This window comes from Thalassolituus marinus (assembly GCF_020320395.1).
In the GTDB taxonomy this organism is placed as follows: domain Bacteria; phylum Pseudomonadota; class Gammaproteobacteria; order Pseudomonadales; family Oceanobacteraceae; genus Venatoribacter; species Venatoribacter marinus.
On sequence record NZ_JAEDAH010000099.1, the window covers coordinates 60723 to 79761 of the forward strand.

12 protein-coding genes are annotated in these 19039 nt (G+C 53.9%); 8 read left to right on the top strand and 4 right to left on the bottom strand.

Translation table 11 applies throughout. The features are described from left to right. Positions 1-38: 38 nt before the first annotated feature. The gene (locus tag I9W95_RS16150) at positions 39-866 is read left to right on the top strand and encodes a sugar nucleotide-binding protein (RefSeq protein WP_225676750.1); all 828 of its coding nucleotides are present in this window, start codon (positions 39-41) and stop codon (positions 864-866) included. A gap of 8 nt (positions 867-874) precedes the next feature. Here the strand turns inward: I9W95_RS16150 and I9W95_RS16155 are convergent, their stop codons facing one another. From I9W95_RS16155 to leuS, 4 genes are all read right to left on the bottom strand, one after another. Further along, positions 875-1465, bottom strand: coding sequence for a hypothetical protein (locus tag I9W95_RS16155; RefSeq protein ID WP_225676752.1), 591 nt, complete (start codon positions 1463-1465; stop codon positions 875-877). Between the two features lie 233 nt (positions 1466-1698). Continuing rightward, positions 1699-2703 (bottom strand): DNA polymerase III subunit delta, encoded by a 1005-nt coding sequence (gene holA, locus I9W95_RS16160; protein WP_225676755.1) that lies wholly within the window; start codon positions 2701-2703, stop codon positions 1699-1701. Then, positions 2700-3221, bottom strand: coding sequence for an LPS-assembly lipoprotein LptE (locus I9W95_RS16165; protein ID WP_225676757.1), 522 nt, complete (start codon positions 3219-3221; stop codon positions 2700-2702). The genes holA and I9W95_RS16165 overlap by 4 nt, the downstream gene beginning before the upstream one ends. 176 nt (positions 3222-3397) lie before the next feature. Further along, on the bottom strand, positions 3398-5971 hold the full coding sequence (leuS, locus tag I9W95_RS16170; protein ID WP_225676858.1) for a leucine--tRNA ligase: 2574 nt from the start codon (positions 5969-5971) through the stop codon (positions 3398-3400). 307 nt (positions 5972-6278) lie between these two features. On the opposite strand from leuS, the gene I9W95_RS16175 reads away from it, so the two are divergent. From I9W95_RS16175 to I9W95_RS18555, 7 genes are all read left to right on the top strand, one after another. Beyond that, positions 6279-6905, top strand: coding sequence for a c-type cytochrome (locus tag I9W95_RS16175; RefSeq protein ID WP_225676759.1), 627 nt, complete (start codon positions 6279-6281; stop codon positions 6903-6905). Then, on the top strand, positions 6886-8427 hold the full coding sequence (locus I9W95_RS16180) for a phospholipase D family protein (RefSeq protein ID WP_225676761.1): 1542 nt from the start codon (positions 6886-6888) through the stop codon (positions 8425-8427). Before I9W95_RS16175 ends, I9W95_RS16180 begins: the two co-directional genes overlap by 20 nt. Before the next feature lie 53 nt (positions 8428-8480). After that, a complete protein-coding gene (locus tag I9W95_RS16185) occupies positions 8481-12086 on the top strand; it encodes a hydantoinase B/oxoprolinase family protein (RefSeq protein WP_225676763.1) in 3606 nt (1201 codons plus the stop codon). A gap of 84 nt (positions 12087-12170) precedes the next feature. After that, positions 12171-13727, top strand: a complete 1557-nt coding sequence (locus tag I9W95_RS16190; RefSeq protein WP_225676766.1) for a methyl-accepting chemotaxis protein — start codon at positions 12171-12173, stop codon at positions 13725-13727. A gap of 80 nt (positions 13728-13807) precedes the next feature. Then, entirely contained in the window at positions 13808-14128 is a 321-nt protein-coding gene (grxD, locus tag I9W95_RS16195; protein WP_225676768.1) for a Grx4 family monothiol glutaredoxin, read from the top strand. Between the two features lie 916 nt (positions 14129-15044). Further along, complete coding sequence (locus tag I9W95_RS16200; protein WP_225676769.1) at positions 15045-16172, top strand: porin; 1128 nt, start codon at positions 15045-15047, stop codon at positions 16170-16172. 155 nt (positions 16173-16327) lie between these two features. Next, positions 16328-18937 carry a LuxR C-terminal-related transcriptional regulator gene (locus I9W95_RS18555; protein ID WP_318653628.1) on the top strand — a complete coding sequence of 870 codons (2610 nt, stop codon included), beginning with the start codon at positions 16328-16330 and terminating at the stop codon, positions 18935-18937. Positions 18938-19039 lie beyond the last annotated feature (102 nt).

Below are 19039 nucleotides of genomic sequence, written 5' to 3' on the forward strand. Positions count from 1 at the left end.
TCCCGACAGGACGCCGCCTGAATTTGGAGACGATTGCGTTGTCTATCAGCAGTTTTCATTCATTTGTGATCGGCGCTAACCGCCCGGTTGGTCAGTTCCTGACCCGCAGCCTATCCGCACAGAATTTCAGCTATAAAGGTTATGCACTGGACCAGCGAGAGCGTATCAGCGTGCTGTCCAATGGACGGCCTTTCTTTGTGATGACGCCATCGCTTTTCCACCCGGAAGACTATCAGCATATTCCGTTCTGGCTGGAGCAGGCGGAAGATCAGGACATTCCGGTGGTGCTGCTGTCATCGATGGCAGTCTATCGCGCCAAGGCTGATGTTCTGTGGAAAGAAACCGACGACGAGTTCGCGGAAACCGAACTGGCAGGAGATCTGCTGGCACTGGAAGCACTGGTTCGTCGTAACCATCGCCACCTGATTCTGCGTATTGGCCAGGGCTTTTCCTTTATGGCCGACGACTTCGCCAATCGGCTGCTGACCGAAATTCGTGAGGCCGAGGTGATCACACTGGATATGCAGAAGCGTTTCAGTCCAACGCCGGCCGATGACATCAGCGATGTGCTGCAGGCCATGCTGAAACAGGCGGCATGCTGTGATGACTTGTGGGGAACGTACCATTTCTGTGGAGTAGAGCCGGTTTCTTCTTATGCTTTTGCTGAGGCTCTGCTGGCCGAAGCTGGCCAGTATGAAGATCTGAGTCGGGTTGATCTGCGCTCGCAGGAAGGGGCAACTATGCCATCTGTCTGGGTACCGCCTGCGGACAACACCCATCTGTTTTATACCTTCGGTATCAAGCCTAAACCCTGGCGTAAAGGGCTGAGCCGTCTGGTCCGCCGATACTACCGGGCGGAAGACTGACTGTGCTCTCAGGCATTCAGAGCAGACGACTCCTGGTATAACTTCATCAGCTTGTCAGTGATGATGGTGCGGATACTTTCGCGCTCCAGACCTGACAGGCCTGCCAGCTCTTTCAGACGCAGTCGGTGCAGGTGCAGACACGGCATCTGATCATTGAATTCACGCAGGTCACCCTTCATCAGAACCGGCAGGAACGGATCTTCCGAGTTGGAACGACGCAGAATCTGACGGATACCTTCCTGGAACGGAATCGGCACGGAGCGCACGTTCTTGTCCTTGTGTGAAATCACCAGATAAAGCCCTTTCTTACCAATCAGGTTACCCGGGATAACGTGCAGTCCGGTTGACTGGACGGCATCTGCAGCCAGGTGGCTGAAGGTGTCATGGAACGCATACGGGTCAGGCAGAATCACCATCTGACGGTCAGCTTCTTCCGGGAAGAAAATACTGTAGTTGGTATACAGCTGTTTTACTGAACCGGAGAAAACACAAAAACGGTTCTCAAACAGTTTGACGAAATCCCGCGCACGCTGGTGCTGATGGATTTTCTGTAGATCCCAGACTAAGTCAGAATTCTGTTGGCTGGTTACCGCGCTCATAAGCCTGTCCTCACGTTGCGCAAATGACTTCTGTTCATTTGCATAATAGGCTGTTTGCTAAAAGGAAATATGACGCCGTCCACATTTTGGCAACAAGTGACAAAATTTGTCACCCGCCCTTGGGCGGTTTGTGCCAAGTGTGTCAGCTTGCCTTTTCAAAGTTGTTACTACTATAGAAGGCAGTATGCACTCATTGGTCAAACGAAACTGTGCGTTCGATTACGCCAAAAGTGTTAAGTGGTTGGCAGCTTTACACCTGTTAACAATACAGTCAACTCGCTTAACAAAAGCCAGGGGTCTTCACCACTGCCTTTGGCCGCAGAATCCGCGGCTTCCGCTTTATGTAAAGCCTTGTGTAAATCTTTCAGGGAGAGGTTCTGCAGCGCCTTTTTATAAGGTGGCTGCTGTTTAGGCCAGATGTTCTGCTTCTTGAAGGCTTCACTCAGTTGCTGGCCTCCCATGCCGTGCATGGCAATCAGCTGGCGTATTTTTCGCGTCAGGGCGCCAAGAATCATCAGGGCTTCAACGCCTTCCGCGCGCAGATGGGAGAGGATGCGGCTGGCTTCGGCGAGGTTGCCCAGCAAACAGGTATCGGCCAGAGAAAAAGCGTCAAAGCGGGAACTGTCACCAATGGCGTCGAGGATCATCTCCTCGCTGACAGTGGTGACATTCAGCAGGCGCAGCTTCTCGATTTCCTGCACCGCGGCCAGCAGGTTACCTTCGGTCTGGTGGGCCAGGGTGGCCAGTGCGGCAGGCTCAATCTGCAGACCTGCCTGTTGCAGGCGGCGCTTCAGCCAGCCGGGGTACTGATTCCGTTCAATCGGCCATACCGGCAGAAAGACACCGGCACTTTCGACCGCTTTGAACCAGGCACTGCGCTGAGCGGTGGCGTCCAGGCGCGGGCAAACGATCAGCAGCAGGTTATCCGGATTCGGGTGGTCGATGATTTCTTTAATGGCGTTGCCTTTGTCGGAAGGTTTACCGTTGCCGATACGCACTTCAAGAATGCGGCGGCTGGAAAACAGCGACATAGCGTTGGCTTCTTCAAGCAGGGAGCGCCAGTCAAATCCGGCTTCGGCATGGAATAATTCACGATCTTCAATGCCGGCCGCGCGGGCGGCAGCACGAATCTCGTCACAGGCTTCCATCACCAGCAGCGGGTCGTCACCGGATATCAGATAGCAGGGCGCCAGGCCTTTGCTCAGGGTGGCGGTCAGCTGATCCTGACGGATCTTCACTGTGCTACTCCGTTTTGCGCGCTGGCAGCACTGGTCGGTTTGTTGCCCAGAGCCTGCAGTCGGCGCAGCAGTTTACGCACCAGTTCTTTTTCTATGTCAGCACGTTGTTCACGTTCAGCGCTGGCGGTGCCCACGACGTTGTCCACATCGTTGGTCAGGCGGCGGCGTGCTTTAAACTCCAGTGCGGTTTCGTTGCCATCAGCCACACTGATGACCCGAGCGTTGAGGCGGGCGTTCAGTTCGTATTCAGCAATCTGGCCGGTACTGCTGACTGACAGTGTGCGCTTTTCGATATCCACCGGGTCGATTGACAGAATCGCCTGTGCATCTTCAGTTGTGCTGGTCAGTGTTGCGCCATTGAATTCAAGCTGCAGGGTCAGTTGCTGATTGAAGCTGTTGCCAGCCTGGCTTTGCAGGTTGAGCACCTGATAGCTGTCTGGCAGTGGCATCACGCCACGCAGATGCCAGCCGCAGCTGGTAATCAGAGTCAGCGATAAAACGAAAATCAGGTGGCGCATATTTATCTATTCCTTGCTGAATCTGGTTGAGCTGGTACAGATGTTTCCGGAGCGTCGGCGAGGCCGCTATGGCAAGGCAAAAACCAGATTTAAAGCGCAGTTTATAAGTTATAAATGAGCATTTGAATCTGGTTTTTAACGCCGCCAGGGCAACGCAGCCAGCTACGAATAGCTGGTCAATTAGCGACGATATTCACCAGCTTGCCTGGCACTACAATCACCTTGCGAATGGTGAGACCATCCAGATGACTGGCCACAGCGTCTTTGCCCATGGCTTCCAGTTCATCTTTCGAGGCACTGGCCGGTGCTTCCAGCTTGGCGCGGACTTTACCGTTAACCTGAACAACCAGCAGGATGCTGTCTTTTACCAGTGCGGACTCATCCACTTCTGGCCAGGCAGCATCGACCACCAGGCCGTCGTTACCAAAAGCAACCCACAGGGCCTGAGCGATGTGCGGAGCAATTGGGGCCAGCATGCGAATGCTGGCGTCCAGACCTTCGGCGACAACCGCACGGCCACCGGCAGAAGCCAGATCGACTTTCTGCAGCGTGTTCATAAGCTCCATGACGGCTGCGATACCAGTGTTAAAGCTGTAACGACGACCAACGTCATCGCTTACTTTCTGAATGGTTTCGTGGGTTTTACGACGGGCGTCTTTCTCGTCTTTGCTCAGCGCGGACAGATCACCACGGTCGGCCTGTTGCAGCAGATCGTAGCTCAGGCGCCATACTCGGTTAAGGAAGCGCTGGGCACCCTGAACACCGGAATCAGACCATTCCAGAGTTTGCTCTGGTGGCGCTGCGAACATGGTGTACAGACGCACGGTGTCGGCACCGTACTGATCGATAGCTTCCTGTGGATCAACGCCGTTGTTTTTCGACTTGGACATTTTGCTCATGCCCGCTGCCTGCAGTTCTTTGCCGTCGCTTGAGCGCTTGGCAGATACCACGCGGCCTTTGTCGTCGGTTTCGATTTCCACTTCGGTCGGGTTAACCCATTCTTTAGCGCCGTTTTCGGTCACGTAGAAGAAGGCTTCCGCCAGTACCATGCCCTGGGTCAGCAGGTTCTTGAATGGCTCATCACTGTTCACTAAGCCGGCATCACGCAGCAGCTTGTGGAAGAAACGCGCATACAGCAGGTGCAGAATGGCGTGTTCGATACCACCGATGTACTGGTCCACAGGCAGCCAGTAGTTGGCTTCTTGCGGGTTCAGCATCTGCGTGTCGTCACGTGGTGAGCAGTAACGCGCGTAGTACCAGGACGACTCCATAAAGGTGTCGAAGGTATCGGTCTCACGGAAGGCCGGCTCACCGTTGTATTCGATGTTTTCGAATTCCGGGTTGTTCTTGATCGGTGAGTTCACACCGTCCATCACTACGTCGGTTGGCAGAATAACCGGCTGCAGTTCTTCTGGTGCGGCAATGGTGTCACCGTCCTGAGTGCGGATAACCGGAATCGGCGCACCCCAGTAACGCTGACGACTAACGCCCCAGTCACGCAGACGGTAGTTGGTTTTCACTTCGCCTTTGCCTTCAGCGGCCAGTTTGGCGGCGATGGCATCGAAAGCAGCGTCAAAGTCGAGGCCGTCGAATTCGCCGGAATTAATCAGCGTACCTTTTTCGGTGTAAGCCGCTTTATTCAGATCGTACTCTTCACCTTCTGCTGGCTGGATAACCTGCTGAATGTCGATGCCGTATTTCTGCGCAAATTCCCAGTCGCGCTGATCGTGAGCCGGAACGGCCATCACCGCACCGGTACCGAATTCCATCAGCACGAAGTTAGCAACCCAAACCGGCACTTCTTTGCCAGTCAGCGGGTGGATGGCGGTGAATCCGGTAGCCATGCCTTTTTTCTCGGCGGTGGCGAGATCGGCTTCAGCAGTACCGGATTTATTGCACTCTTCAATGAAGGCAGCCAGATCGGCGTTGTTCTCTGCCGCTTCTTTCGCCAGCGGGTGACCGGCGGCGACAGCGACATAACTTACACCCATCACGGTATCCGGACGGGTGGTGTAGATCTCCAGCGCGTCTTCGCGGTCTTTCAGGCCGAAGGTCATCTGCACGCCACGGGATTTACCAATCCAGTTGCGCTGCATGGCCTTAACCTGATCAGGCCAGCCATCCAGCTGATCAAGGTCGTTCAGCAGTTCTTCAGCGTAATCAGTAATACGGATAAACCACTGTGGAATCTCTTTACGCTCAACGGCGGAATCACAGCGCCAGCAGCAGCCGTCGATGACCTGTTCGTTGGCCAGTACGGTCTGGTCATTCGGACACCAGTTAACCGCAGACACTTTCTTGTAGGCCAGACCCTTATCGATCAGTTTGGTGAAGAACCACTGTTCCCAGCGGTAGTATTCCGGGTCACAGGTGGCCAGTTCACGGTTCCAGTCATAACCAAAGCCCAGTGATTTCAGCTGACCTTTCATGTAGGCGATGTTTTCTTTAGTCCACTTGCCCGGAGCCACCTGATGCTTGATCGCAGCATTTTCCGCTGGCAGGCCGAATGCGTCCCAGCCCATTGGCTGCATCACATTCTTGCCCTGCATACGCTGGTAGCGGGAGATTACGTCACCGATGGTGTAGTTACGCACATGACCCATGTGTAGCCGGCCGCTTGGATACGGGAACATGGACAGGCAGTAGAATTTCTCTTTATTGCTGTCGACGACGGCTTTAAATACCTGATTTTCTTCCCATTGTTGCTGAATGGAAGATTCAATATCGCGTGGGCTGTAGGTCTCTTGCATCATGGCGTAATAATCGGATCTGAGTGCAGTTTAGAAAGCCCGCAAGTGTACCTGAATGCGCTGCTGTAGCCTAGGAGGATTGCGGGTTAAACCCTTTGCTTTGGTAAGGCCAATTGGCTGGATTTCACCGCATTTTTCCGCTCTCTGGCGGATTCCGTCACACTGCGGGAAGGTGTCGCTTGATTCAGGTCACACTTTATTAGAGATTCCTAAAGCAGGCAGCCCGCGATGCTTGCTTACTATCTGGCAGCGCGTAAGGTATCGCCTTCCAGAAAATTTGAATCATTGTCATTTAGGGTGTCGATCTATGTACCGGGGATTTCTGTTGTCATTGTTGGTGATGCTGCCGTTCGCAGCGCAGGCTGATAGTGTGGAATCCATGCTGCAGGAAATGGCCATTATCGAGAAAAATACGGCGCTGTTAGGTGCCGCCCTGGAAGATGGCCAGGAGCGAGCGAGTTTGTGCATTCACTGCCATGGCGAAGACGGTAACAGTAAGCGTGATTACATTCCGAATCTGGCTGATCAGAATGCTTCATACCTATTTACTCAATTCGAACATTTTGCCGATGGCACACGTAAAAACTATGTTATGAGTAAACTGGCCGCCAACCTGACCAAGGATGAGCGTATTGCAATTGCTCTGTACTTTTCACGCAATGAAGTAAAAGCGCGTCCTCAGCCTGTAGCTTCCAGTGAAAAAGGCGCAACTGTCTACAACAGTGTGTGCTTTGTATGTCACGGCAAAGAAGGCAAGGGTAGTCAGCAATATCCGCGTATCGCGGGTCAGCCATATGATTATCTGAAAGCCACATTGATGAAGTTCCGTAATAACGATCCGGAGCGTCAGAACTCACCAATGATGGGTGTAATTCGCGGTATGTCGGAAGCACAGCTGTCCGATGTGGCTGCTTATGTTGCGAATATGCAATAGCAAAATACTTTGCCTCACACTGGTGGGGCTTCTGAGTGCGTGTTCCGGGCACGCACTGCGTCAGTCAGCTGGCAACAGCCAGTATCTTGAGCCTCCGGCAGATGCCCCTCTGGTGCAAGCCAGTGCACAACTTCTGCAACACCACCCGGGCCAGAATGGCTTTTCCCTGCTCACTGATGGCCGTGACGCACTGATCGCGCGTCTTCTGCTGGCGGCCAGCGCAAAGCAGTCTCTGGATCTCCAGTATTATCTTTATCATGATGATTTATCCGGCAGTTTACTGGCCTGGGCGCTGCTTAATGCGGCTGACCGTGGCGTTCGCGTCAGGCTGTTGCTGGACGATATGGCCAGCCGCAATAAAGATGATTATCTGCGTATTCTTGCCCTTCATCCGAATGTAAATATTCGTTTGTTTAATCCTTTCCGGCGCGAATATTCCCGTGACCTGCAATTACTGACCCGCTACGGCGTTTCGACCCGGCGTATGCACAACAAAGCTATGGTGGCCGATAATTGTGTCGCGATTGTCGGTGGTCGTAATATCGGTGATGAATACTTTGATGCTGCGACCGATGCGGTGGTTTTTGGCGACCTTGATGTTCTTACCCTGGGGCCGGTGGTCAGTGATGTGTCACAGGCATTCGACACCTTCTGGAATCATCCGTTTTCAATTCCGGTCGCAGAACACCTGGGGGAGCCAGCGGGTACCGGCCATGAGTCGCTGCAACGATTACGCGACCAGTTGCAGCTGTGGCTGGATTCAAATCAGCAGCATCCCTACGCTGTGGCATTGCGTGGCCGTGCAGATCAGTGGCTGAACACTGGCCAGAATGCATTGTTCTGGGGGCAGGCCTATGTGCTGACAGATTCCCCGCAAAAAATTTCACAGACTCCGGAGGTTTCTCCATTGATGCTGAGCGTTGGCGGTTTGCTGAACAGCGCGCAGCGGCGGGTGATTCTGATTTCCCCCTATTTTGTGCCAGGTGAGGAGGGGACCCGATTTCTGCAGGCGCTGGCTCAACGTGGTGTCGAGCTGATTATTCTGACCAACTCACTGGCCAGTACCGATGTGCCAGCGGTGCATTCAGCGTATAAAAAATACCGTCAGTCTCTGCTGAAAGCGGGCGTGCAACTGTATGAGCTGGATGCGAAAGCCGGTAAGGGGGCAACGGAACGCAGCTGGCTGGGGTCGTCATCGGTCAGCCTGCATGCCAAAGCGCTGGTGGTGGATGATGAATTCTTTTACGTTGGCTCTATGAATTTCGATCCGCGATCCGTGCTGCAGAACACAGAAATGGGGATGTTGTTCCGTCAGCCGATACTGGGAAAAATGACCGCTAACGGCTTTATGCAGGTGATCAGTGAAAATGCCTGGATGCTGTCTTTGCAGAATGGAGAGCTGCGCTGGAGCCGGAATACCCTCAATGGCACCGTGGTGCGGGAGCAGGACCCGCGTGCATCTGTCTGGCGCCGTCTGCAGTCCTGGGTGCTGGGTTTTTTACCCATCGAGACCGAGCTGTAGCCTGATCCTGCGCTGGGTTAAAATGCCTGCTTCGTCTGGCAGCAGGTTTTCCCATGTCCCATACCGACTCGCAATTACGATGGCAATTCTGGATTGACCGCGGTGGTACTTTTACCGATATCGTGGCCATTACCCCGGAAGGCAAACTGCTGACGCATAAATTACTGTCGGAAAATCCTCAGCATTACAAAGACGCGGCGGTCGAAGGAATTCGTCAGATTCAGGCACGTTTTCCACAGTTATCCTCTGCCATCGGGCAGGTGAAAATGGGTACGACGGTGGCCACCAATGCGCTGCTGGAGCGCAAAGGTGAGCGTACCCTGCTGATGATCAGTAAAGGTCTGAAAGACCAGCTACGCATCGGCTACCAGACCCGTCCGGATATCTTCGCCATCGATATTGATAAGCCTGCACCGCTGTACGAACGGGTGTACGAAGTGCCGGAACGAATTCTGGCGGATGGCACCATCGACTACGAACTGGACGAAGAAGCGCTGGTGGTGCAGTTACTGGAAGCGCGTTCACTGGGTTTTGATTGTGTGGCGGTTGTACTGATGCATGCCTATCGCTTCCCGCAGCACGAGCAGCGTGTCGGTGAACTGGCACAACAGCTGGGCTTTAAACAGATTTCCCTCAGCCACCGGATCAGCCCGTTAATCAAACTGGTGCCGCGTGGTGATACCACTGTAGCCGACGCCTACTTATCACCGGTGCTGCGCCACTATGTAGAGCAGGTAAGTGACGCATTGCCGCCAACGGAACTGCAGTTTATGCAGTCTAATGGTGGCCTCAGCGATGCTGCCGATTTTCACGGTAAAGACGCCATCTTATCCGGCCCGGCCGGTGGTGTTGTAGGCATGGTGCAAACCGCGTTGGCCGACGGCTTTGAACGCATTATTGGCTTTGATATGGGAGGAACCTCTACCGATGTCAGCCATTATGCCGGTGAGCTTGAACGTGAAAGTCTGACCGAAGTAAATGGTGTAAAACTGCGTGTGCCGATGATGAATATTCATACGGTCGCCGCCGGTGGTGGCTCGGTGGTGCACTTCACGGATGGCCGTTTTCAGGCAGGTCCTGAATCTGCGGGTGCATTTCCCGGACCTGCCTGCTACCGCAACGGCGGACCACTGACCATTACTGACTGCAATTTATTACTGGGAAAAATTCAGCCGCAGCATTTTCCTAATGTGTTTGGCCCACAGCAAGACAGTCCGCTGGATAGCGATATCGTGCGGCGGAAATTTACCGAATTGGCGGCACAGGTAAAGCAGCAGACAGGGCACGATTACACGCCCGAGGCACTGGCCGAAGGTTTTCTTGCTGTAGCCGTCGACAGTATGGCGCTGGCGGTAAAGAAAATATCGGTGCAGCGTGGCTACGATACGCGTGATTACGTGCTGAATGCCTTTGGTGGTGCAGGTGCTCAGCACGCTTGTCTGGTCGCTGAAGCTCTCAATATGGATAAAGTCTACCTGCACCCCTTTGCCGGTGTGTTATCGGCATTTGGTATCGGTCTGGCAGAACAGCGCTGGCTGGCTGAAGAAGCCGTAGAGATGCCATTGCAGGACGAAAGTCTGGCAGCGATAGAGCAGGCATTTAACAATCTCCGGCAACGCAGCGATATGGCGCAGCCTGAAACCGAAATTCAACGCGTGTATTTGCGATATCTGGGTAGTGATACCCAATTGCTGGTGGAAGCAGCAGACGTTGCCGATATGCGCGCAGAGTTTGAACGTCAGCACCAGCAGTTATTTGGATTTATCAGTAGCGATAAAGCATTGCAGATTGATGCAGTGCAGCTCGAAATGGTTGGTTCGTCGGCGGCCGCACCGGCACTGGAGCTGGCCGCTGAAACATCGACCGGTGATGAACACGCGCAACTGTATTTTAACGCTGCCTGGCAATCGGTACCGGTGTTTCATCGGCAGCAACTGGCGAAGGGTTTCAGCTACAGTGGTGCTGCACTGATTACCGATGCCAACAGCACCATTGTGGTGGAGCCAGGCTGGTCAATACAGGTGCTGGAAAGTGGTGCGTTACTGTTGATTAAAGATACCAGTGACATCCGGCAACCGCCTGTCAGCAATCGTTGCGAGCGTGATCCCGTTCAACTCGAAATCTTTAATAATTTGTTTATGTCTGTGGCGGAGCAGATGGGCTTTGTGCTGGAAAAAACCGCCAGCAGCGTCAACATAAAAGAGCGTCTGGATTTTTCCTGTGCGCTGTTTGATAAGCAGGGTGAGCTGGTTGCCAATGCTCCGCACATCCCGGTTCATTTAGGCTCTATGAGCGAAAGCATTAAAGTCGTTATGCGCGATCAACCCGAGATGCGCCCCGGCGACGCTTTTGTGCTGAATACCCCCTATAACGGTGGCACGCACTTGCCCGATGTCACTGTGGTTAAGCCGGTGTTTATTCAGTCGGAAAAAATGAATAGCCACCCGGATTTCTATGTGGCAGCTCGTGGTCATCACGCTGATATTGGTGGTATTACGCCGGGTTCAATGCCGGCCGATAGTCGTCACATTGAGGAAGAAGGCGTGCTGCTCGATAACCTGCTGCTGATGCGTAATGGTCAGCTGCAGGAAAAAGAAATCCGCTCAGTATTAGCTGCAGCACGTTACCCTGCGCGTAATCCCGACCAGAATATTGCCGATTTAATGGCGCAGTTGGCGGCTTGTGAAAAAGGCGCCAGTGAATTACAGCGCTTGTGCGACAGTTATGGTACCGAGTGTATGCACGCTTATATGCAGCACGTAATGGATAACGCCGAGGAAACACTGCGTCAGTGTCTGGCCGGGCTGCCATCCGGAACCTGGCAGTCTCAGATGGACGATGGCACAACCTTTAAGGTGGCAGTACAGGTCGATCAGCAAGCGCGTTCTGCGGTTGTTGATTTCAGCGGCACTGAGTACCGGGCTGAGCAGAAACAGCATCCGGGGAATTTTAATGCGCCGTCATCCGTCGTCATGGCTGCGGTGCTGTACAGCTTCCGTGCGCTGGTGAATAAACCGATGCCGCTTAACGCCGGTTTCTTTCGCGCGCTGGATGTGCGCATTCCACAAGTATCCGTGATTGCTCCGCAATATCCGGCAGCGGTGGTGTCCGGTAATGTTGAAACCGCTCAGTATCTGGTCGATGTGTTGATGGCGGCTTTGGGCTTGATGGCTAACTGTCAGGGAACCAATAATAACTTCACCTTTGGTGATGCGACGCATCAGTACTACGAAACCCTGTGCGGCGGCATCGGTGCCAGTGCTCAGGGACCGGGTGCCAGTGGTGTACATGCGCATATGACCAATTCGCGTCTGACGGATCCGGAAATTCTTGAACAGCGCTTCCCGGTAGTGCTCGATCATTTTCACCTCCGGCCTCAGTCCGGGGGAAATGGTCTGCACACTGGTGGTGATGGTGTTGAGCGCCATATCCGCTTTTTACAACCGATGCGGGCCAATATCATCAGCGGTCACCGCCAGCAGGCTCCGCAAGGGCTGAATGGTGGTGGCGATGGGCACTGCGGGGTGAACTTCGTGAAACGGCATCAGGGCCGTATTGACTGGTTATCCGGTTGTGCCGACGTTGAGATGGACGCTGGCGATGTGTTCTGTATTCATACGCCGGGAGGTGGTGGCTATGGTGAAGGCACCGGCCTGTAAATAACGGTAAATACTGTCATAAAACCCAACGAACCCTGTGCAGCCGTCTATGCTTAAAGCCTTAGCGTAGAAGGCTGCACGACTATGAAAAATAATCAGCCGGTCACTCAGAAAGAAATTCTGGTTCCGGAAAACACAAAACTCATATCTTCCACTGATCTGAAAGGCGTTATCACGCATTGTAATGACGCCTTTGCCGTTATCAGTGGCTTTACCCGTGCCGAATTAATTGGCAAAGCCCACAACATGATCCGTCATCCGGATATGCCACCGGCCGCGTTTGAGAATATGTGGAAACATCTCAAGGCCGGGCGTCCGTGGATGGGGTTGGTAAAAAACCGCACAAAAAGTGGTGATTTTTATTGGGTCAGTGCTTACGTCACGCCGTTAATTGAGCAGAGCCGGGTTGTCGGTTACGAATCGGTGCGTGTTACCCCGAACCGGGAAGACGTCAAACGTGCCGAAACGCTCTATAAGCGAATCAATGCCGGACAATTGCGTCCGTCGTTGCGTGAAGACTTTCCATTGTCTGCTCTGCTGTTTACGGCGTCAGGAGTGGTGTCGGCCGGATTGTACTGGCTGGCCTCATCTCCGCTGGCGGCCTGGCTGGTACTGGCTGGCAGCTCTGTCTGTTATGCGGTGCTGACCATGTATCAGAAGAAACAAATGCCTAAAGATCTGATGAAAATTATGGATCATGCGTTTTCCGATGCGCTGGCGGCGCGGGCATTTACGGATGACGATATTCTCACTGGCAAGGTAAAGGTGGCGATCCTCAGTCAGGCCCGGCATCTGGATACGGTACTGACCCGCCTGGAGGAGTCTGCTGACGAGGTGAATGCCCATGCACGTGAAGGCCTGATGCGGGTGGAAGAAACCTGTGCCAGTCTGCAGATTCAACAGGATGAGACCGCACAGACTGCTACCGCGGTACAGGAGATGTCGGCCACCATCGCTGGTGTCTCAGAAAGCGTTCAGCATACTGCCGAACAGGCGGATGCCGTGCGTAAACAGGCGGCCAGTGGTCGTCAGGTGGTGCTACAGACACGTGAGTCCATTGAGGGGCTTAAGCGAACCGTTGATGAGATCCGTCAATCGGTGAATGAACTGGCGCAGCAGACACAGACTATCGCCAAATCGGCACAGGATATTGAACAGATTGCAGAACAAACCAACCTGCTGGCACTGAATGCTGCCATTGAAGCTGCACGAGCGGGAGAGCAGGGTCGTGGGTTTGCTGTGGTGGCGGATGAGGTGCGTAGTCTGGCGATGCGAACCCGCGAATCCACGGCGGATATCCATTCTGTGGTCAGTGGTCTGATCACACGCAGTAATGAATCGGTCGAAGTAGCGACGCGTGGTTCAGAAGCGGCTGATGTCGGCTTCGAGCGCATGCGTGAAGCCGAGAAAATGCTAAGTTCCATTGTCGACTCGGTGGCACAGATTGCTGATATGTCGATTCAGATGGCGACCTCGGTTGAACAGCAGTCACAGGTATCCGGTGAAATCAGTCAGCAGATTGTACGTATTAATCAGCTGTCACGTGAGAGCATGGAATCCGGCGGTCAATCGGCTGAAACCGTACGCGGTATCCGCCAGATTGCCCAGGAACTGCATGATCTGGTGGTGCAGTTTCACTGATTTAATCTGACCGCTGGGGTAGGCTTTTGCATTGTGCTAGAATCGCCGCCATCGTCATCCCAGCCCGAGAGAGAAGTGCTATGGATATCATGCAGGTCCTTAAAGACCAGATCGAAAGCAACGCTATTCTGTTGTACATGAAAGGCTCCCCTAACCAGCCAATGTGCGGTTTCTCTGCACGCACTGTGCAGGCGGTTATGGAGTGTGGTCAGAAGTTCGCATACGTTGACGTATTGTCGAACCCGGAAGTCCGCGCCAATCTGCCTACTTATGCTAACTGGCCAACCTTCCCACAGCTGTGGGTAAACGGAGAACTGGTTGGTGGCTGCGATATCGTGACTGAAATGCACGCCAAAGGTGAACTGAAAGAGCTGCTCGAATCAGCTGCTCCGCAAGAATAATCGCCTTGCGTATCGCCTCATAAAAACCAGCCTCCGGGCTCACTAGTGTCCCACAAATTTTCATTTGAACTTTTGTGGGATATTCAGGGCCCTTTGTCCTCATAGAGGGGCCTTACCCCTCTCGCCGGACGGGCTATCTCCCCGCTTCGCGCTGTTCTGGCTCGTTTACCCTTGAAACCTTGATATTTACTGACCGCACGTCCCATCGGCCATCCATGGCCGGGGCCGCTTGCCCGAGTCCTTTCGGGCAGGTCGGAAGTATCTTCGCTTTCTGCGGCGAGCGCAGAGGCGCTGTTTTAGTGAATCTCACAGCCCTATTTCAAACATCACGAAGAATCTGAATTTAATGTCTCTGGCTGAAATTCAGTGATGGCCTTGTAGTAAAAAGCAGCATAGAGGAAGCCATTCCTTCGCCTCCTGGAGCGCTGAAATGAACGATGATTTTTCCGGTCCGCCGGGCATGGATGCCCGACGAGCGGACGGCGACAGGGATGTCGCATGGGCGTGAGGCCTGAAAAATCGAGAGAATGAAGGTGACGCTTCAGGAGCGAAAAGCTGGGGTCGGCCCTGCCGGCCAGGGGATAAGTTCCCCTGGTAGGCAGTAGGCTCTGCGGATTTAAAAGTCGTTTATAGAAAACAGATAGTTTTAAAACTGTGGGACAGCAGTGGCCTCCGGGCTGGTTTTTTTATGCCTGCAGCACAGAAGAGACGCTGTTAAATACTGATAAATTTAATGCCAATGAGAATGCTTTATATTGCTTTTGACAATGAATATTCCTCTTGTTAGTTTGGCCGCCGGATACCCGCTGAGGGGCTGCTCACAGAAACGTGAAGCGCCATATTCCTAAGAATTTTCAGTAAAAAGAGGTCTGTCTGTTCAGCAGCGCAGGCCCGCATAACGACAGGACGAAAACCGATGCAAAACCGTGATATTCGCTTTCTGCCAGCTCTGGCGCTGACCGCTGCCGTTGCATCTGCCAACGTGGCAGCCAGTGAAACTGACGAACTGCGTGCTGAAATGCAGGCGCTTAAACAGCAGCTTGCAGCGCTGGCTGACGCTGTGGAAAGTGCTCCGCAGGACGCCCATCAGTCCCGCGTATCGCTGGGTGGCTATGGTGAAATGCACCTTAATCTGAACAATGGTGACGATAACGAAATCGACTTCCACCGCTTTGTATTGTTCCTCGGTGCTGAACTGTCTGAGAGTACGCGCTTCTTTGCAGAGCTTGAGCTGGAGCACAGCCTGGCGGGCGACGGAAAGCCGGGTGAAATTGAACTGGAACAGGCCTATCTCGAGCAGGATATCCGCCCGGGTATGCGTGCCAAAGCGGGTTTGTTCCTGCTGCCGGTCGGCTTGCTGAACGAAACGCACGAGCCGGAAACCTTCTATGGTGTTGAACGTAACAACGTAGAGAAAAACATTATTCCGACCACCTGGTGGGAAGGTGGTGTGGCGCTGACTGGCGAACTGGCACCGGGTGTGAATTATGACCTGGCGATGCATTCCGGTCTGAACACCGCTGACGGCACCATTCGTAAGGGACGCCAGAAGGTTGCGGAAGCGACGGCCAATAAAGCGGCCTACACCGGACGCATCCGCTACACCGGCGTTGCTGGTATGGAGGTGGGTGTCTCTGCTCAGTATCAGGATGACCTGATGCAGGGCGGCGGTGAGCGTGAAATCAGTGCTTCCCTGATTGAGGCGCACGTAGCCTACGCCAACGATGGCTTCGGTCTGAAGGCTCTGTACGCTGAATGGAGTCTGGATAAGGCTGTGAATGCGATCCGTGCCGGTGCTTCAAAGCAGAATGGTTTCTACATTGAGCCTTCTTACCGCATGAATAACGTCGGTGTCTTCTATCGTCTGAGTGGTTGGGACAATGCCGCTGGCAACAGCAGCGACTCTGATTACCAGCGTCAGGATATCGGTGTGAACTACTGGCTGGCACCGACAGCAGTGCTGAAAGCTGACTACTTCCGCGAGGAACTGGCTGATGACCTGAATGCTACCGGGTATAACCTGGGCGTTGGTTACAGCTTCTGATCGTATCCGGGCAGGCATTCGCCTGCCCGTTCACTTTAAGCGGACATAGCCCGCAATTTCGTCTTAATCCCGGCAGCTGTGCAGGAAACTCACAGGACTCTGGGGTAAACTGCCTGCTTTCAGCGTAACTCCCTTCCGCAGCGAGCAAGGTCACTATGGCGTCCAACACAATCCAGCCGTCTCCGGGTCAGTCATGGCTTGAGTCGCTTGATCAGCGGGCGGTCAGTGCCTGGGTATCGCTTAAAGGACGCAAAGCCGATTTCCCGCTCAATGGTCTCAGCCGTGTTTCACTGCTGGGCGATACTCTGTCCCGCCAGCCAATCGCCTGGCTGAACGCTCCCGCTGGTTATGGGAAAAGCGTATTGATGGGCGAATACGCGCGTTCCCAGGAGCCTGCTACAGCCGTTATCTGGCTGACGGTGGATAACCGGGATGCACCGGCCGATATATTTCTGCGCCATTTCCTCGAAGCCGCTGAGCATCAGGTACCGGGTATAGCGACGGATGCACTGGCTCACTGGCATGAGACCAGTAAGCGTGGGCGTGCCGATACCGAACAGGTATTGATGCTGTGGCTGCAGGAGCTGACGGCTTTTGATGAGCCACTGCTGATCTGCCTGGATGACCTGCACAACCTGTATGGCAGTGACAGCTTTCAGGTGGTGATGCTGATGATTGAGCAGTTGCCCGCTAAAGCCCGGATGGTTCTCTCCTCACGTTTTATTCCTGAGCATCTGGGACGACTGCAACTGAGCAGCCGGCTGGGCTGGCTGCGCCCACCGCAACTGAGTTTCACTGATGACGATGTCCAGCAACTGCTGTTGTTACACGGCATCGATCATTCTGCCGCGCTGGTTCCGGATCTGATGCAGCGTTTACAGGGGTGGCCAGCGGGTATCGCTATCTGGTTGTTGTGTTACCGCGCTGCCGGGCGTCCAGCCGATCCTTCGCCAATGCTGGCGCAGCAGGAGCTGCAGGATTACCTGAACGGCGAAACACTGTTACGCCTTGATGAACCGCTGCGTCACTTTCTGCAGCAGGCCTCTGTGCTGGGCACCTTCAATGAGATGCTGCTGACCCACTGCACAGGGTCGGAAAATTATCATCAGCCAATGCAGCAGGCCCTGCGCCTGAATCTGTTTGTTGAGCCTCTGCAGCACCATGTTGGCTGGTATCGCATGCATCCGGTGATGGCCTCGCTGATGGCTGCCGGATTGCCTCTGACTGAGCGCCAGATGTTGCATCGCCGTGCCTTTCAGTGGCTGAGTCAGCGTAAAGAACCCGTCGCGGCGCTGTACCATGCGCGTAAGGCAGAAATGGGCCCGGAAGTACTGCAGTGGGTTGCCGCCGAGGCAGAGAATATTCTCGCCAACCTGGATATTGCCGGTCTGCTCGATTGGTTTGATGTACTCGGTGATGATCTGTTGCATCAGTCGCCGCGCCTGATGGCGATTGCCGCCTGGGCCTGGCTGCTGACACATCAGCGAGAAAAAGCAGAGCGGGTTATGGACAGATTGCTGCGCAGCGGTGAACTGCCGGCTTATGAAGCCGACGCTCTGCAAGGTTATCTGGCGCGCCTGAAAGGTCAACTGGATGCAGCACAGCATTCCTGTCGGCAGGCGCTGGAGCACCTGCCACAGGAGCGTTATACCCTGCGTATTCTGATGAGCTCTACGCTGGCGCAGCTCAGCCTGGCAGTGCAGGACGCTGACGGGGCACGTATCTGGAACCGTCTGGCACAGGATCTGGCGCGTCAGTATCAGGCGCCGGCAATGGAAGCTCTGTCATTGTTCGATTACGCCCGGATTGAACTGAACCGTGGTCATATTCGTCATAGCGGCGACGTGGTTGAGCAGGGGCTCACGTTGCTGGCAGATGGCGCCCGTCAGTCGGAACGACTGCCGCGTGGCCGACTATTGCTGTACCGCGCTATGTTGCAATGGCTTCACAATGGCGAGGCTCCTCATATTGATGAAACCTTGCAGCAGGGGATTGCAGCCGCCGCCAGCGTGCACGACGTCTGCGTCTGCTACGGTTACGCCGTAGCGGCCATGCGCAACAGCATGAGCGGTCAGTACGCGCAGGCTCTGAATGCGTTAGGGGTTGCCGAGCGACTGATGCAACGCTGGCGGGTGGAACCTGACAGCTATCAGTGGTTGCAGTTAGTAAAAGTGAATGTGTGGATTTCAGAAGGCAAAATCAGCCGCGCACAGAAGGCGCTGGATGAGTACCTGAATGGCCGTACGCTGGCACAGTTACCGCGACCAGAACTGTTTCCGATGCTACCTGGCTTTGCCGTGGTTACTCAGGGGCGATTATTTCTGGCGGCGGCGCAGTACGGAGAATGCCTGCAGCAGACAGAGCAGGCCGTGCGTGGTGGGCATGGGACCTTTGTAACTCTCATTCTGCAGATTATCCGGGCCACGGCCATGCGTCAGCAGTCCGGCGATGGCAACTCCATACAGCAGGTTCTCAAGTTACTGGAACGGGAAGGTGTTGGTGCTCACTTACTGCAGTGGATTCCAACTGCTGCACTGACTCAGTCATTGGTATCAGAAGTAACCGATGCGCAAGGGAGTCTGAGTGAACGAGAATTGGAAGTGCTAAGAAAAATTGCTCAGGGTTATTCCAACCAGGAAATAGCAGACCAGCTTTTTATATCCTTACATACTGTTAAAACGCACGCGCGAAAAATTAACGTCAAACTCGCCGCGAAGAGTCGTACTCAGGCGATTCGGAAAGCACAGGAACTTAACCTTATTTAAAGTATGGAATAACAGCATTTATTTTTAATTTTATTATTAAAAATAAATATTTCTCAGCCCTTTAATTTATAAGGTTATTTTCTTCTATTTATTCCATTCTCT

Bases quoted from the DNA above. Each gene is read 5' to 3' on its own strand.
- I9W95_RS16155 (WP_225676752.1), bottom strand. From the start codon at position 1,465: ATGAGCGCGGTAACCAGCCAACAGAATTCTGACTTAGTCTGGGATCTA.
- I9W95_RS16165 (WP_225676757.1), bottom strand. From the start codon at position 3,221: ATGCGCCACCTGATTTTCGTTTTATCGCTGACTCTGATTACCAGCTGC.
- leuS (WP_225676858.1), bottom strand. From the start codon at position 5,971: ATGCAAGAGACCTACAGCCCACGCGATATTGAATCTTCCATTCAGCAA.
- I9W95_RS16175 (WP_225676759.1), top strand. From the start codon at position 6,279: ATGTACCGGGGATTTCTGTTGTCATTGTTGGTGATGCTGCCGTTCGCA.
- I9W95_RS16180 (WP_225676761.1), top strand. From the start codon at position 6,886: ATGTTGCGAATATGCAATAGCAAAATACTTTGCCTCACACTGGTGGGG.
- I9W95_RS16185 (WP_225676763.1), top strand. From the start codon at position 8,481: ATGTCCCATACCGACTCGCAATTACGATGGCAATTCTGGATTGACCGC.
- I9W95_RS16190 (WP_225676766.1), top strand. From the start codon at position 12,171: ATGAAAAATAATCAGCCGGTCACTCAGAAAGAAATTCTGGTTCCGGAA.
- grxD (WP_225676768.1), top strand. From the start codon at position 13,808: ATGGATATCATGCAGGTCCTTAAAGACCAGATCGAAAGCAACGCTATT.
- I9W95_RS16200 (WP_225676769.1), top strand. From the start codon at position 15,045: ATGCAAAACCGTGATATTCGCTTTCTGCCAGCTCTGGCGCTGACCGCT.
- I9W95_RS18555 (WP_318653628.1), top strand. From the start codon at position 16,328: ATGGCGTCCAACACAATCCAGCCGTCTCCGGGTCAGTCATGGCTTGAG.